The following is a 12548-nucleotide window of genomic DNA, read 5'->3' on the forward strand; positions in this document are numbered from 1 at the left end:
GTACTGCAGGGGGGACCCTGTGGGAGAGTAGGACGCCGCCGAACAATCATTGTGGGAAAGCCCCGCACCGTTATGGTGCGGGGCTTTTCTGCGTTTAGGCCGGGGTCACCAATTGGGTGTCGTACGCCAGGATCACCGCCTGGACCCGGTCCCTCGCTCCCGTTTTCGCCAGGATTCGGCTCACGTGTGTCTTCACCGTCGATTCCGCGAGGTGCAGGCGTTCCGCGATCTCCGTGTTCGTCCAGCCCTGGCCGATGACCGTGAGGATCTCCCTTTCCCGCTCGGTGAGCGAGGCGATCCGGATGTCCATGGCGGCCGGCGCACCAGGCGCACCTGTCGCACCCGGGCTCGGCGGGAGGTGCTGTACGTACGCGTCCAGGAGGCGTCGTGTCAGGCTGGGGGCGACGACCGCGTCGCCGCTCGCGACCGCGCGGATGCCCGAGAGGAGCTCCTCCGGGAGGGCGTCCTTGATGAGGAAGCCGCTGGCGCCGGCGCGCAGGCCCTCGTAGGCGTACTCGTCGAGGTCGAACGTCGTCACGATCAGGACGCGAGTGCGCTCGCCCGTGGCGACGATGCGGCGGGTGGCCTCGATGCCGTCCAGGCCGGGCATGCGGATGTCCATCAGCACGACGTCCGGGTGGTGCTGGTCGGCCAGGCGGATCGCCTCGGCGCCGTTCCCGGCTTCGCCGACGACGGTCATGTCGTCCTGGCTCTCCAACAGCATGCGGAAGCCGAAGCGTTGCATCGGCTGATCGTCCGCTATGAGCACGGTCGTCACGACGGGGTGTCCTCCAGGGGCAGTCGTAGATGGACGAGCCAGCCGCCGGTCGGCAGCGGGCCAGCTTCGAGTGTGCCGTCATAGAGCGATGCGCGCTCCCGCATACCCGTAAGTCCCTGCCTGGTCCCATCCGCTGAAGTGCCGTCAGCGTCCGTCCGCTGTCCGGTGTCCGTCACGAGGACCTCCAACTCGCCCTCTCCGTAGGAGAGGGCCACTTCCGCAGTCGCGGCAGGGCCACCGTGCTTGAGGGTGTTCGTCAAGGCCTCCTGGATGACCCGGTAGACGGTGAGTTGGCGCCCGGCCGACAAGGACAAGGGCCCTGGGCCGGCGGGGGCATGGACGTGGTGGCGTACGGGAAGGCCCGCCGTGCGTACGCCGTCGATCAGGGAGGCGAGGTCGTCCAGGGTGGGCTGCGGGGCGCGTACCGCCTCCGGGGGCTGCTCGCGCAGGACACCGAGGAGGCGGCGGAGTTCGTCCAGGGCCTGGCGGCTGGTCGTACCGATGGCGCCGAGGGCCTGGGCGGCGCGTTCCGGGCTCTTGGCGGCCGCCTAGGAGCCGCCGTCGGCAAGGCCGGTGATGACGGAGAGGTGGTGGCCGATGATGTCGTGCATCTCGCGGGCGATACGGGTGCGTTCGGCGGCGGCGGCGAGCTGGGCCTGCTGGTCGCGTTCCACTTCGAGGCGGCGGGCCCGCTCGACCAGGGCGGCTGTGTAGTCCTGCCGGGACCGGACGGCGACGGCGAGCAGGGCGACCATCGCGTACGCCCAGATCGTTGGTACGACGTGCTGGTCCCAGCTGCCCTGCGGGTGGCGGGCGGCGCCGACCACGAGCGGGATGGTGATGGGGGCGAGCGTCCACAGCAGTCTGCGCAGGGGCAGGTGCAGGGCGATGTTGAAGACGACGACCGCTTGGAGGAAGTTGGCCTGGAGGAAGGCGCCCGACCAGGCGTTCACGACGGCCGTGGCCGACATGAAGGTCAGGATCGTCATGGGGTGGCGGCGGCGCCACAGCAGGGGGACGGAGAAGGCGAGGCTCATCATGACGACGAGCCAGACGGGCACGCTCGGGTCGCGGGCCAGGTTGCGCCAGCCGCCGGACGCGTCCACGAGGGCGGCGCCCATCCAGAAGAGGGTCAGCAGGGTGTCCCAGAGCCAGGGGCGGCGCTGGTCGACGGCGCGTACGTGCTGGACCTTCCGCTGGATGTACTGGCTCAGCGGCGGGGCGCCCGCGGTCCATTCCTGGTCCGGGGCGCCCTTCGTCGTCTCCGTCGTCACCTGGTCATCCTCATACGTCGCGGCGCTTGAGCAACAGGGCCGGTACGAGCAGGGCGGCCGCGGCCCAGAGCAGCAGGGCGAGCAGGGCCGCGCCGGGGGTCGCGGCGCCCGGGAGCGGGTCGGCGGAGCCGAGGGCGCCGGCGGCCTGGGTCGGGAAGTACGTGATGGCGGTGTCCACGGCGTCGTACGGCAGCATGCCGAGCACCTCGGGCAGGACCATCACGCCGCCGATGTAGGCGCCGATCGCGCCCGGCACCGAGCGGAGCGCGGCGCCGAGGCCGAGGGCGATGACGGCGAGGAGGGTGACGCCGGTGGCGTTGCCCGCGACCGCGCCGAGGACGCCGGGGTCGGTGAGGGAGGCGGCCTGGTCGGTGTCGGAGAGGAAGAGCTGGGCGGTCAGGAAGGTGATCAGGGCCGTGGTGAGGGAGAGCACGAAGACGGTGGCGGTGAAGACGGCGGCCTTCGCCCACAGGACGGGGAGACGGGTGGGGACGGCGGTGAGGGAGGAGCGGATCATGCCGGTCGCGTACTCGCCGGCGCTGACCAGGATGCCGAGGACGGCGAGGCAGACGCCGCCGAGCTGGGAGCCGTAGAGGGTGAGGATCACGGTGTCGACGTCGGAGTCGCCGCCGTCGCTGGTGTAGGTGGCGCCCATGAGGATGCCGACGCCGAGGACCAGGGTGGCCGCGGACAGGACGGTGATCCAGGTGGAGCGCAGGGACCAGAGCTTGTGCCACTCGGAGCGCAGGACGCGGGCCGGGGTGATCCGGTGGAGGGCGGGGGAGGTCATGCCGCGGCACCTTCCAGGGTGGCGGAGTACTCCACCGAGTCGTGGGTGAGGTCCATGAAGGCCTGCTCCAGGGACGGGGTCTGCGGGGTGAGCTCGACGAGCGGGATGGCGTGGGCGGCGGCGGTGCGGCCGATGTCGGCGGCCTCGGCGCCGGTGACCTGGAGGGCGTCGGCGGTGCGGGTGATGCGTACGCGCGGCTCGGCGGTGAGGAGCGTGAGGAGCCGGTCGGCTTCCGGGGTGACGACTCTGACCGAGCGGCCGCCGGCGTCCCGTACGAGGTCGGCGACGGTGGTGTCGGCGAGGAGCCGGCCACGGCCGATGACGACCAGGTGGTCGGCGGTCAGGGCCATCTCGCTCATGAGGTGGGAGGAGACGAAGACCGTACGGCCCTCGGCGGCGAGGGACTTGAGGAGGGTACGGATCCACAGGACGCCCTCCGGGTCGAGGCCGTTGACGGGCTCGTCCAGGATGATCGTGGCCGGGTCGCCGAGGAGTGCGGCGGCGATGCCGAGGCGTTGGCCCATGCCGAGGGAGAAGCCCTTGATGCGGCGGTGAGCGACGTCGGTGAGGCCGGTGAGGTCGAGGACGTGCTCGACGCGGCGGCGGGGGATGCCGTGGGTGTGGGCGAGCGCCATGAGGTGGTTGAAGGCGGAGCGGCCCGGGTGCACGGAGCGGGCCTCCAGCAGGGCGCCGACTTCGGTGAGCGGGGCGGGGTGGGCGGCGTAGGCGCGGCCGCCGATGGTGGAGCGGCCGCGGGTGGGGGCGTCGAGGCCGAGGAGCATGCGCAGGGTGGTGGACTTGCCGGCGCCGTTGGGGCCGAGGAAGCCGGTGACGCTGCCGGGGTGGACGGTGAAGTCGAGGTCCTGGACGACGGTCTTGTCCCCGTATTTCTTGGTGAGTTCGTAGGCGCGGATCATGTTTTCGACGGTAGGGATCGGGGGGTGGCCGATCGTCCGACCTGGGATGGCTGCTGGGCGGGGGGTGTAGTACCCGGGTACGACGGGGGCCGGGCCGGAGCCGGGGAATCTGGTTGCCCGGGGGGCGGGTGCTGGTCAGGATGCGGTCATGGACTACGTGATACGGGCCATCAGGGCCGACGAGTGGGAGAAGGCGCGCGAGCTTCGGCTTGTGGCGCTGCGGGATCCGGTGGCTTCGGTGGCCTTCCTGGAGACGTACGAGGGCGCTGTCGCCCGTGACGACTCCTTCTGGCAGGAGCGGACGGCCGGGGCGGCGGAGGGGACGTCGGTCCGTCAGTTCGTCGCGGAGGGGCCGGACGGGAGCTGGGTGGGGACGGTGTCGGTGCTGGTCGAGCGGCCGGGCGAGGAGACGCGCTTCGGCGACGCGGCGAGCGTCGACCAGACGCATCTGGTGGCTGTGTACGTCCGCCCCGAGGCTCGCGGGACGGGGGTGACGGACGAGCTGTTCCGGGCGGCGGTGGAGTGGTCCTGGTCGCTTTCGGAGCCGGTGATCCAGCGGGTCCGGCTGTATGTGCACGAGGACAACCCGCGGGCGGAGGCGTTCTACCGGCGGTTCGGGTTCGTGGAGAGCGGAGAGACGGTGGGGGTGCCCGGGGACGAGGGGACGCGGGAGAAGGAGTACGAGCTGAGGCGGGTGGGGTAGGGGGCGGCCCACACAACGGCACGCCCCGCTGCTCCGCCTCAGGGTTGGGGCAGCGGGTCCGGCCAGCGGGAGCGGCCCTGTTCGCGGGAGCGGAGCAGGACCAGGGTGGGCAGGCCCTGCTCCTGGCCCGCTGCCAACAGCTCCGGAAGCCCGGGAAGCGGAGCCACGGCGGCGACGTCGTCGAGGACGAGCGTCATTGGTGGGTCGAGCCGACCGTCGGATGACCGTGCGGCCATGCGGCGGCCGTGCTCGACCACGCTTGAGGCGAGTGCGGTCAGCAGGGGCATCGCGCCGGGGCGGGAGCGCGGGTCCTCGATTGCTTCACCCACCACATACAGAGTGCCCCCCTCGCGGACGAAAGATTCCAGCGTGAGCGAATCCGTTCGATTCGGGGTGCAGGCGTCCCTGATGTGGACCGAGGAGAGCGCGCCGAGCGCCCGGCTCGTCAACTCCTGAGCCATTTCGCGGCGTTCGGGGTGGGCGGTCAGGGCCGACTCCAGCAACCCCGCCTGTCCCCCGGCGGCCTTGGGGTGCGTACGGAGGATCCGTACGGGCTCGTGCGCGCCCGCGCCCTGGGCCCAGCGGTGGACCTGTTTGAAGGGGCGGGCGTCCACGGCGGCGGCGTGCAGCCAGCAGCGCAGGAGCGTTTCCGCGGTGTCGGCCACGGCGGCGTCGAGCCGGGCGTGGGGCCGTACGGGGGCGAGGAGCGCGGCGGCCCGTTCCTGGGCCGTGGCGGGGTCCTCGCAGCCGGTGGCCGGGGACCAGTGGATGCGGCCGGGGGTGTCGCAGAGGTGGCCGGGGTCGTAGACGAGGACGGGGCCGAGCTTGGCCCGGGCGTCCTTGGTGTCGCTCCACAGGGTGGGGTCGGAGGTGACGACGAGGGCGGGGCCTTCGGCGTCGTGGATGGCCTGGAGGGCGGAGGGGCGTCGGGTGGTGGCGTCGCCGTAGAGGAGGCGGGGGGTACGGGTCCGGGGGGCCGGTACGGTCACCGCCGCAGGGGCGGGTTCCACGGCGGCCGGCGCGGGCTCGGGCGCCGCGACGGGTTCCGGTGCGGGTGCGGGCTTGGGGGCCGTGAGTGGTGCGGGCCCGGCGGCCGGCACGGATTCGTACGCCGGCTCGGGCTGGGCCGGCTGGGGCTGAGCCGGTACGGGCCTGGACTCAGCCGGTACGGCCCCGGATGCCGACCCGGGCCTGGACTCAGCCTCTACGACAACGGGGCCGGCCTTCGCTTCCGCGCGCCGCGTCGCCCGTACCGTCCGCCAGCGCGCCAGCGTGCCGAGCACGAACACCGTCAGGACCACCAGCACCATCGCTTCGCCGATGAGCAGGCCCCAGAACAGCCCGTACCCCGACAGCTGCCCGGCCGGGGTCTCCGGCCAGGCGGCCGGGAGGTCGTCGGGCCGGGCCACCAGGTCGCGCATGGCGAAGGGGGTGTTGGTGAAGGTCACCCCGTCCGGCCACGCGCCGTGCGCGAGGAGCCCCGCGACACCGGTGGCCGTCCACACCATCAGCGTCAGACCGAACAGGAGGCCCAGCAGGCCCACCAGCAGACCGTCGGGGATCCCCTGTTCCTCTTTGGGCGGCATGCGTCAGGCCACCGTCGATTCGGGGGACTCGCTCAGCTGCTGCTGTTCGATGAGGGCCGCGCGCTGTTCCGTCTCCCACTCCAGCTCCGGGTCGCTGGACGACGACTCGGTCATGGCGCGGTCGGTGTAGACGAGGGGGCGTTCGGACTCGGTGATGAGGTGTTTGACGACCTGGACGTTGCCGTTGACGTCCCAGACGGCGATGCCCGGGGTGAGCGTGGGGATGATCTCGACGGCCCAGCGGGGCAGGCCGAGCACCCGTCCCGTCGCTCTGGCCTCGTCCGCCTTCTGGGCGTAGATGGTCCGGGTGGAGGCCATCTTCAGGATCGCCGCAGCCTCCCGCGCCGCGGCGCCGTCGACCACGTCGGAGAGGTGGTGGACGACCGCGACGAACGACAGACCGAGGCGCCGGCCGAACTTGAGCAGGCGCTGGAAGAGCTGGGCCACGAAGGGGCTGTTGATGATGTGCCAGGCCTCCTCGACCAGGAAGATGCGCTTCTTCCGGTCGGGGCGGATCCAGGTGTGCTCAAGCCAGACGCCCACGATCGCCATCAGGATCGGCATGGCGATGGAGTTGCGGTCGATGTGGGAGAGGTCGAAGACGATCAGCGGGGCGTCGAGGTCGATGCCGACGGTGGTGGGGCCGTCGAACATGCCGCGCAGGTCACCGTCGACCAGGCGGTCCAGGACGAGGGCGACGTCCAGGCCCCAGGCCCGTACGTCGTCTATGTCGACATTCATCGCCTCCGCCGACTCCGGCTCCGGATGGCGGAGTTGCTCGACGATGTCGGTGAGGACGGGCTGCCGGTCGGTGATGGTGTCGTTGACGTACGCGTGGGCGACCTTGAGCGCGAAGCCGGAGCGCTCGTCGAGGCCGTGGCCCATCGCGACCTCGATGATGGTCCGCAGCAGCGCGAGCTGGCCGGTGGTGGTGATGGCGGGGTCGAGGGGGTTGAGGCGGATGCCGTCGTCGACGGCCACCATCGGGTCGAGCCGGATGGGGGTTATCCCCAGCTGCTGGGCGATGAGGTTCCACTCGCCGACGCCGTCCTCGCCCTGGGCGTCGAGGACGACGACTTGGCGGTCCTTGAACCGCAACTGCCGCAGGACGTACGTCTTCTCCAGCGCGGACTTGCCGTTGCCGGACTCGCCGAGGACCAGCCAGTGGGGGGCCGGGAGCTGCTGTCCGTAGAGCTGGAAGGGGTCGTAGATGTAGCCCTTGCCGCTGTAGACCTCGCGGCCGATGATCACGCCGGAGTCGCCGAGGCCGGGCGCGGCGGTCGGCAGGTAGACGGCCTGGGCCTGGCCCGTGGAGGTGCGGACGGGCAGCCGGGTCGTCTCGACCTTTCCGAAAAGGAAGGACGTAAAGGCTTCGGTGAGGACGGACAGCGGATCTCGCATCGGTCTGGCCCCTATCGGCGGATGCCGGTCGCGAACGGCAAGGTGTTCACAAAGGCCCGGTGGTGCTCGCGGTCGCACCACTCCAGCTTCAGATACGACTTGCCGGCCGAGGCCCTGATCGTCCGCTTGTCCCTGGCCAGGGCCTCGGGCGAACGCGACGACACAGTGATGTACCCGACGAGGTTGACTCCTGCCGCGCCGCTGGCGAGATCTTCACCCCGCTGGTCGAGTCGGCCGTGTGCGGCGATGTCGCGGGGGTCGACGGTCCGGTTCATCTTCGCCTGACGGGAGGCCTCCGCCTCGTCGTTGGTCTTCTCGGTCAGCATGCGTTCGATGGCGACCTCGGTGGGCTCCAGGTCCATGGTGACGGCGACCGTACGGATGACGTCGGGGGTGTGGACGAGCAGCGGGGCGAGGAAGTTGACGCCGACCGGGGTCATGGGCCACTCCTTCACCCAGGCGGTGGCGTGGCACCAGGGGGCGCGGGTGGACGATTCGCGGGTCTTGGCCTGGAGGTAGGTGGGCTCCATGGCGTCCAGTTCGGCCGGCCAAGCGTTTCGTTTCGTCATCGCCTGGATGTGGTCGATGGGGTGGTCGGGGTCGTACATGGAGTGCACGAGGGAGGCGAGGCGGCTCTGGCCGAGCGGCTGGCGGACCCTGATGTCGGCCTCGGCGAGCCGGGCGCAGATGTCGGTGAGCTCGCGGGCCATGACGACGGCGAGGCCGGCGTCCTTGTCGAGCCGCTTGCGGCCGGAGGCGTGGGCGGCGGCGCGGGCCATGGCGTGGGCTTCGGCGGCGAGGTCGCGGGTGTAGTGCATGCAGGCGACGAGGTAGGCGCGGTGCTGCTCGCTGGAGGTGGAGACCATCGACTGGAGCTGGTCGTACGACTCCTGGAGCCAGGCCGGGGCGTCGCGGTCGCCGCGCTGGGCGACGTCCTTGGCGTGGGCGTCGGGGTCGGCGGGGAGGGTGCGGGCGAGCATCTGAAGGCGAGTCACGAAGCCGTCTCCGTTGGCGACATGCTTGAGGAGCGTGCCGAAACGGTCCACCAGGGCTTCTTGGTCCTCGCTGTCCCGCAGTCCGACGCCGGGTCCTTCGATCTCGATGGCGGCGGTGACCGTGCGGCGGTCGGCGTGCAGCAGCACAGCGATCTCGTCGGGGCCGAAGGGGGCGGAGAGCCAGCTGATGCGGCCGATGCCGGGGGGCGGGCCGACCTCGACCTCCCGGCCGTCGAGGCGGGTGCCGGCCTCGACGGCGCTGGAGCGGTAGGCGGTGCCGCGCTTGAGGGACCGCTTGTAGCTGCGGTTGATTTCAAACCACTTGTAGAAGGTCCGCTGCTTGTACGGGACGTAGACGGCGGCGAGCGCCAGCAGCGGGAAGCCCATGAGCAGCACGATCCGCAGGGACAGGACGGGGACCAGCAGTCCGCTCATCATGCCGAGGAACGCGCCGGCGATGATCAGCGCGATCTCGCCGGTCTCGCGGTTCTTGCCGACGATCGCGTTCGGCCTGGCCCGGCCGATGAGATACGTACGGCGGGGCGTGACCGGATGGGACTGGGTCGTCAACGCCCTCCACCTCCTGTGGGTCCTGTGCCTGAGCTCTTGCGGTTGCTGTGCGGGGTGCCTGTGGTGGGCCCGGAGCCGCTACGGGGCGGGGGCGCGGCGGCGGGGACAGCTCCGCCACCGGCTCCGCCGCCCGCGGCCGTGGACGTACGGGCGCTGTGCGCGGCGACGCCGCCGGCGAGCGGGTTCCCGGGCCGGGCGCCGCCACCGCCGCCGCCTTCGGCGCGGGTGCTGTGGGTCTTGATGCCCTGGGAGACGAGGGCGGCGGGGGAGGAAATGACGGCCGCGGCGGCGTTCTCGGTGCCGTGGTGGAGGCGGTTGTTGCGGGAGGCGATGATCTCGTCGCCGAAGCCGGGAACGAAGCGGTAGATCATGGCGGAGGCGAAGATGGCCAGCAGGATGATGGCGAGCCCGGAGACGACGGCGGAGAAGGAGTTCGGCCCTTCGCCGGAGGAGAGCGCGCCGGCCAGTCCGAGGACGATCACGATGACCGGCTTCACGAGAATGACGGCGATCATGATGCCGGCCCAGCGGCGGACGTGGCCCCACATGTTCTTGTCGACGAGCCCGGCGTAGACGACGACGCCGAGGAGGGCGCCGACGTAGAGCAGGACGGCGCGCAGGAACAGCTCGAGGTAGAGCACGCCGGCGGCGAGCACGGTGACGAGCGACACGATGATCAGCATGATCGGCCCGCCGCCGATGTTCTCGCCCTTCTGCAGGGCCTGCTTGAAGCTCCCGAAGAAGACGTCGGTCTGCTCGCCGGTGCCGGAGGCGATGACTTCGGTGACGGCGTCGGTGGCGGAGACGACGGTGTAGAGGATCAGCGGGGTGAAGGCGGAGGCCAGGACGGTGAGCCAGAGGAACCCGATGGCCTCGGAGAGGGCGGTGGCGAGGGGGACGCCGCGGATGGCGCGCTTGGCGACGGCGAGGAGCCAGAGGAGGAGGGTGAGGAAGGTGGCGGCGGCGAAGACGACGGCGTAGCGGGCGAGGAAGGTGGGGTTGGTGAAGTCGACGTCGGCGGTTTCTTTTACGGCGGTGGAGAGGTGGTCGACGATGGTGACGGCGGCGTCGGCGCAGCCGCGGGCGAGGGAGGAGAGGGGGTCGAGGGCGGAGGTGGGGTCGGTGGGGGTGCGGTTGGGGGTGCCGGCCTTCTCGCCCTCCTCGCAGTACTCCCGGGCCAGCCCGACGATCAGGTCGCACGGATTGTTGCTCGCGCCCGGCGACGGCGTCGGGCTGGGAGGGGGCGGCGTGGGCGCCGCCGACGCCCGCGTGGCGAACAGCAGGATCGCTGCCGGAACAGTGGCAGCGGCAGCGCCGAGTGTGCGGGAGCGGAAGCGTCGGCTACCGGGCATAGGTGAAGCCTCCGTATCCCTGGACCGCGCTTGCGATCTCGTCGGACGAGGAGGCGCGGTTGTCGCCGTTGACCGGCGTAGGCCCCTCCTTCTGGCTCGATGACTCGATCTTCCAGTCGTTCCCGACCCACTTGAGCTTCTGCGTGATCGTGAACCAGGTCTCTGTCACCGGCTTGGTGGATTCGGCGCCCGCCAGACCCACGAGTCCGGTGCACCAGACCTCGACGGTGGCCGTGTCGCTGCCTTGCTGCGTCACCTTCGTACCCACCGGGATCGTGCGCGAGACGAACGTGAGTCCCGTCGGGGCGGTGCCGTCCTCGTTCAGGCCGACGGCCTTCAGGAAGTTGCCGGAGTACGCCTTGTCCAGGCTGCTCAGCAAGGAGTCGGTGACGGCGGGGACGTGCATGGAGCGGACGAGGTCGCGGCGGGTCGCCGCTTTGAACATCCCGTCAGACCCCAGCGCCACCGCGTAATTCGCCGCCGCGCTCTGCGCCCCCTGCTCGTCCCGGGCGAAGCCCGACGCGATGCCGCCGTTCTTGCCCGGGACCGGGCGGGTGCCCGTGGCCGCGGTGGGGGTGTCGGCCTGGGGGGTGTTCTTCGAGGTGGCGGGGTCGTCGTCGCCGCGGTTCGCGAATGCGATGGCCGCGATGAGCAGGACGACCACGCCGACGACCGTGATGAGGGATCTCGAGGTGCGGGCCGGGCGGCGTGGGGGGGCGTAGGGGTCGGCGGTGTCGGGGAGGCGGGTGCGGGTCTGGCCCGTGCCTCCCATGCCGTCGAAGCCGTCGTTCTCGTTGCCGAGGCTCATGACGGGTTCGTCCCCTCCTCCGCTGGCGGGTTCTCGTCGGCCGGTCGGGGCCGTGCTGTGTGGTGACTGGACATCAGGGAGACGCAACCTCGGGAGTGGGGGGCCGCGGGGTGGCTAGACGGCCATCCCGTACACGATGGTGAAGAGCGTCCCCAGCGAACCGATGATGAAGACACCGGTCAGGCCCGCCACGATCAGGCCTTTGCCCTGTTCGGCGCTGAAGGTGTCGCGGAGGGCGGTCGCGCCGATGCGCTGTTTGGCCGCCCCCCAGATCGCGATGCCGAGGCAGAGGAGGATGGCCACCGCCATCACGACCTCGATCATCACGCGGGCCTCGTTGCCCAGGCTTCCGAAGGGCCCCCAGTTTGGGGCGATTCCACCGATGATGGTGGTGATGTCGCCTTTCTCGGCCGCCAGGTACATGTAACTCACCGCCCCTGTTGGGTAGTTCGTCGCCCCTGCCGGATGGCATGGGTCGTCGACCCTATCTTCGCTGATGAAACCGCCCACGTATGCCGACTTGGCGGCTCTCTTTACCCGATTCCCGCACGCGTGACCGATCCGACCGCCCTGACCTGCGGAGTGTGGACCGGTTGTATGCGAGGAGCCGTATGGTCACTCTGTGTATCACGGGGGGTGACTGCGGGCAATGACTGTCGTTGGTGCACCTTTGGGGCGCATACGCGTGAGGTTGGTGGGGCTCGGTCAGCGGTACGAGGCGACGAGGCGCGACAAGTGACGGCCCGCCAGGAGGAGCGGGGTGTCGTCGCGGTTGACCTGGGCGGTCACTTCGGCGCCTTCGAGGGTGTTGATGACCGTCACGGCGAGGTTGTGGGCGTCGGGGGTCGGCAGGCCGCAGCGCAGGAGTTTGTCGGCGACCTGGGCCTGCCAGGCGCTCAGGGCGGCGGCGCAGGCGCGCTGGATGTCGTTGTCCGTGCCGAGGGTCTCCAGGGCGGCTGCGGTGATCGGGCAGCCGTCGGTCCAGCCGGAGGCGCGCAGTTCGGTTGCCAGCGTGCGGGCGCAGGCCTCGACGGCGGCGGCCGGGTCGTCCTCGCTGTCGAGGGCGGTGCGCAGGACCGCGGCGAACTCCTCGCGGCTGTACTCCATCGCCGCGACGGCGACGGCTTCCTTTCCGCCCGGGAAGAAGTGGTAGACGGAGCCGAGGGTGGCCTCGGCCTCCTTGGCGATCTGCTTGATGCCCGTGCCGACGTAGCCCTGCCGCTGGATGAGGCGGGCGGCGGCGACGACGATGCGGTCGCGGGTGCTGGTCTGCATGGGGAAAGCGTATCCCCCGATTAATTAGAGCGTTCGTTCCAGTGACGTGCTACGGTCCTTCCATGCTCTGGATAGAGCGTTCGTTCTAGTCGTCCTCGG

11 protein-coding genes and 1 pseudogene are annotated in these 12548 nt (G+C 70.8%); 1 reads left to right on the forward strand and 11 read right to left on the reverse strand.

Annotation, left to right across the window (positions count from 1 at the left end; all coding sequences use genetic code 11):
* Positions 1-94: 94 nt before the first annotated feature.
* The 4 genes and pseudogenes from ACZ7LT_RS32580 to ACZ7LT_RS32595 all read right to left on the reverse strand — a co-directional run bounded on the left by ACZ7LT_RS32580 (position 95) and on the right by ACZ7LT_RS32595 (position 3759).
* On the reverse strand, positions 95-778 hold the full coding sequence (locus tag ACZ7LT_RS32580; RefSeq protein ID WP_471239710.1) for a response regulator: 684 nt from the start codon (positions 776-778) through the stop codon (positions 95-97).
* Positions 775-2052 (reverse strand): annotated as a pseudogene (locus ACZ7LT_RS32585) (sensor histidine kinase). The gene ACZ7LT_RS32580 and the pseudogene ACZ7LT_RS32585 overlap by 4 nt, the downstream one beginning before the upstream one ends.
* 10 nt (positions 2053-2062) lie before the next feature.
* Positions 2063-2842, reverse strand: coding sequence for an ABC transporter permease (locus ACZ7LT_RS32590; RefSeq protein WP_471239711.1), 780 nt, complete (start codon positions 2840-2842; stop codon positions 2063-2065).
* Complete coding sequence (locus ACZ7LT_RS32595) at positions 2839-3759, reverse strand: ATP-binding cassette domain-containing protein (RefSeq protein ID WP_471239712.1); 921 nt, start codon at positions 3757-3759, stop codon at positions 2839-2841. The genes ACZ7LT_RS32590 and ACZ7LT_RS32595 overlap by 4 nt, the downstream gene beginning before the upstream one ends.
* 148 nt (positions 3760-3907) lie before the next feature.
* Between ACZ7LT_RS32595 and ACZ7LT_RS32600 the strand changes: the two genes are divergently transcribed.
* Entirely contained in the window at positions 3908-4462 is a 555-nt protein-coding gene (locus tag ACZ7LT_RS32600; RefSeq protein WP_471239713.1) for a GNAT family N-acetyltransferase, read from the forward strand.
* A gap of 38 nt (positions 4463-4500) precedes the next feature.
* Here the strand turns inward: ACZ7LT_RS32600 and ACZ7LT_RS32605 are convergent, their stop codons facing one another.
* From ACZ7LT_RS32605 to ACZ7LT_RS32635, 7 genes are all read right to left on the reverse strand, one after another.
* A complete protein-coding gene (locus ACZ7LT_RS32605) occupies positions 4501-6048 on the reverse strand; it encodes a type IV secretory system conjugative DNA transfer family protein (protein WP_471239714.1) in 1548 nt (515 codons plus the stop codon).
* A gap of 3 nt (positions 6049-6051) precedes the next feature.
* Positions 6052-7449 carry an ATP-binding protein gene (locus ACZ7LT_RS32610; protein ID WP_471239715.1) on the reverse strand — a complete coding sequence of 466 codons (1398 nt, stop codon included), beginning with the start codon at positions 7447-7449 and terminating at the stop codon, positions 6052-6054.
* 11 nt (positions 7450-7460) lie between these two features.
* Positions 7461-9014, reverse strand: coding sequence for an SCO6880 family protein (locus tag ACZ7LT_RS32615; RefSeq protein ID WP_471239716.1), 1554 nt, complete (start codon positions 9012-9014; stop codon positions 7461-7463).
* A complete protein-coding gene (locus tag ACZ7LT_RS32620) occupies positions 9011-10366 on the reverse strand; it encodes a hypothetical protein (protein ID WP_471239717.1) in 1356 nt (451 codons plus the stop codon). Before ACZ7LT_RS32620 ends, ACZ7LT_RS32615 begins: the two co-directional genes overlap by 4 nt.
* Entirely contained in the window at positions 10356-11174 is an 819-nt protein-coding gene (locus ACZ7LT_RS32625; protein WP_471239718.1) for a hypothetical protein, read from the reverse strand. Before ACZ7LT_RS32625 ends, ACZ7LT_RS32620 begins: the two co-directional genes overlap by 11 nt.
* Before the next feature lie 114 nt (positions 11175-11288).
* Positions 11289-11597 carry a hypothetical protein gene (locus ACZ7LT_RS32630; RefSeq protein ID WP_017945892.1) on the reverse strand — a complete coding sequence of 103 codons (309 nt, stop codon included), beginning with the start codon at positions 11595-11597 and terminating at the stop codon, positions 11289-11291.
* Positions 11598-11879: 282 nt separating this feature from the next.
* Entirely contained in the window at positions 11880-12449 is a 570-nt protein-coding gene (locus tag ACZ7LT_RS32635) for a TetR/AcrR family transcriptional regulator (protein ID WP_471239719.1), read from the reverse strand.
* Between the last annotated feature and the right edge of the window lie 99 nt (positions 12450-12548).

Source organism: Streptomyces sp. NPDC039465 (assembly GCF_055639315.1).

What these genes read in the sequence shown, in the direction of transcription:
- ACZ7LT_RS32590 (WP_471239711.1), bottom strand. Translation starts at nt 2,842, where the DNA reads ATGACCTCCCCCGCCCTCCACCGGATCACCCCGGCCCGCGTCCTGCGC.
- ACZ7LT_RS32595 (WP_471239712.1), bottom strand. Translation starts at nt 3,759, where the DNA reads ATGATCCGCGCCTACGAACTCACCAAGAAATACGGGGACAAGACCGTC.
- ACZ7LT_RS32600 (WP_471239713.1), top strand. Translation starts at nt 3,908, where the DNA reads ATGGACTACGTGATACGGGCCATCAGGGCCGACGAGTGGGAGAAGGCG.
- ACZ7LT_RS32605 (WP_471239714.1), bottom strand. Translation starts at nt 6,048, where the DNA reads ATGCCGCCCAAAGAGGAACAGGGGATCCCCGACGGTCTGCTGGTGGGC.
- ACZ7LT_RS32610 (WP_471239715.1), bottom strand. Translation starts at nt 7,449, where the DNA reads ATGCGAGATCCGCTGTCCGTCCTCACCGAAGCCTTTACGTCCTTCCTT.
- ACZ7LT_RS32620 (WP_471239717.1), bottom strand. Translation starts at nt 10,366, where the DNA reads ATGCCCGGTAGCCGACGCTTCCGCTCCCGCACACTCGGCGCTGCCGCT.
- ACZ7LT_RS32625 (WP_471239718.1), bottom strand. Translation starts at nt 11,174, where the DNA reads ATGAGCCTCGGCAACGAGAACGACGGCTTCGACGGCATGGGAGGCACG.
- ACZ7LT_RS32630 (WP_017945892.1), bottom strand. Translation starts at nt 11,597, where the DNA reads ATGTACCTGGCGGCCGAGAAAGGCGACATCACCACCATCATCGGTGGA.
- ACZ7LT_RS32635 (WP_471239719.1), bottom strand. Translation starts at nt 12,449, where the DNA reads ATGCAGACCAGCACCCGCGACCGCATCGTCGTCGCCGCCGCCCGCCTC.